Below are 1,280 nucleotides of genomic sequence, written 5' to 3' on the forward strand. Positions count from 1 at the left end.
CGGACGAGGGCGGGGCGCGGCTCCGTACCGGCCGCCCGCCCCCGCGCCCCGTACCCGCGACGCCCGCCCCCTGCCCGCGACGCCCCCGCCCGCCCCCTCAGCCCGTCCAGTCCCGCAGTTGCTCGCGGGCTCGGGCCGCGTCGGCGGCCGGTGACGTCCCGTACACGAGGCGGTAGTCGCGTGAGAAGTGCGGGGCGCTGCGGTAGCCGACCGCCGAGGCGGCGCGTACGACCATGCGGTGGCGGGCCTCGCCGAGGCGGAGCCGCTTGAGGTACTGCGTCGGGGTCATCGACGTGGCCTGCTTGAAGCGCCGGGACAGCGTGGCCCTGCTCGCGCCGACCTCGGCGGCGAGGGCGTCGAGCGTCCACGGCTCGGCGATCCGCTCGGTGAGGAGGCGGACGGCGCGCGGCACGACGGGGTCGTGCGCGTCGATCGCGGCGAGGACGCGCGGCGCCTGCGCGGTCTGGAGCAGGCGGAGCACGGTCTCGCGGGCGAACTGCGGGGCCAGGAGGGGGATGTGCTCGGGCTCGTCGAGCAGGGCGAGCAGGCGGGCGAAGGCGTCGGCGAGGGCGGGCGTCCAAGCGCCGAGCCGGTCCAGCGGCCCGGACGGCTCGCGGCGGGTACGGGGCATCGCGGCGGCGACCTCGGTGACGAGGCCGGGGTCGAGTCGCCAGCGCGCCGACAGGAACCCGTACCGCTCGTCCGCCTCGACGACGCCCGAGAGGACGGGGAGGTCGACCGGCGTGATGAAGAACCGGTCGAGGCCCCAGACCCGGTCGTCGTCGCCGACGACGGAACGCTTGCGGCCGGCGAGGACGACCGACAGGGACGGTGTGTACCGCTGGTAGGCGAGTCCGCCCGGGACGGTCCGCAGGTGGCTGAGTCGGAGCCCGAGCCGTTCCGTTGTCACCGTGGCGTCCGCGCGTCGCGCCACGACGTCCGCCGCGCGGCCGAGGCTCCGGGCAGTCGCTTCGTCCATGGACCGACCGTATCCGGCCACGGGCCGCGCCCGGGCCGCGTCACGGCCGCGCCCGGCCCGGTGAGGTGATCCGGCAAGCGGTTGAGCGGTTCGGGCAAGGGGCGGGCGGGGCGGCCGGCACAGGCTGGGGACATGTGTACGAACGAAGAGATCCTGTCCTCCCTCCCCGCCGACTCCGCCCTCGCCGGGCGCACCGCGCTCGTCACGGGCTCGACCGGAGGGATCGGCGAGGCCGTCGCGCGAGTGCTCGCCGCCTCGGGCGCCGAAGTCCTCGTGAGCGGCAGGGACGCCGGGCGCGCGG

General features: G+C 77.0%; 2 protein-coding genes. One reads left to right on the top strand and one right to left on the bottom strand.

Features of this window, described 5'->3' with window-relative positions:
- Positions 1-97: 97 nt before the first annotated feature.
- The gene (locus SSBG_RS09345; RefSeq protein ID WP_037869331.1) at positions 98-979 is read right to left on the bottom strand and encodes an AraC family transcriptional regulator; all 882 of its coding nucleotides are present in this window, start codon (positions 977-979) and stop codon (positions 98-100) included.
- 132 nt (positions 980-1,111) lie between these two features.
- Between SSBG_RS09345 and SSBG_RS09350 the strand changes: the two genes are divergently transcribed.
- On the top strand, positions 1,112-1,280 hold a 169-nt coding region (locus tag SSBG_RS09350), incomplete at its 3' end, for an SDR family NAD(P)-dependent oxidoreductase (RefSeq protein ID WP_037869332.1).

The organism is Streptomyces sp. SPB074 (assembly GCF_000154905.1).
GTDB lineage: Bacteria > Actinomycetota > Actinomycetes > Streptomycetales > Streptomycetaceae > Streptomyces.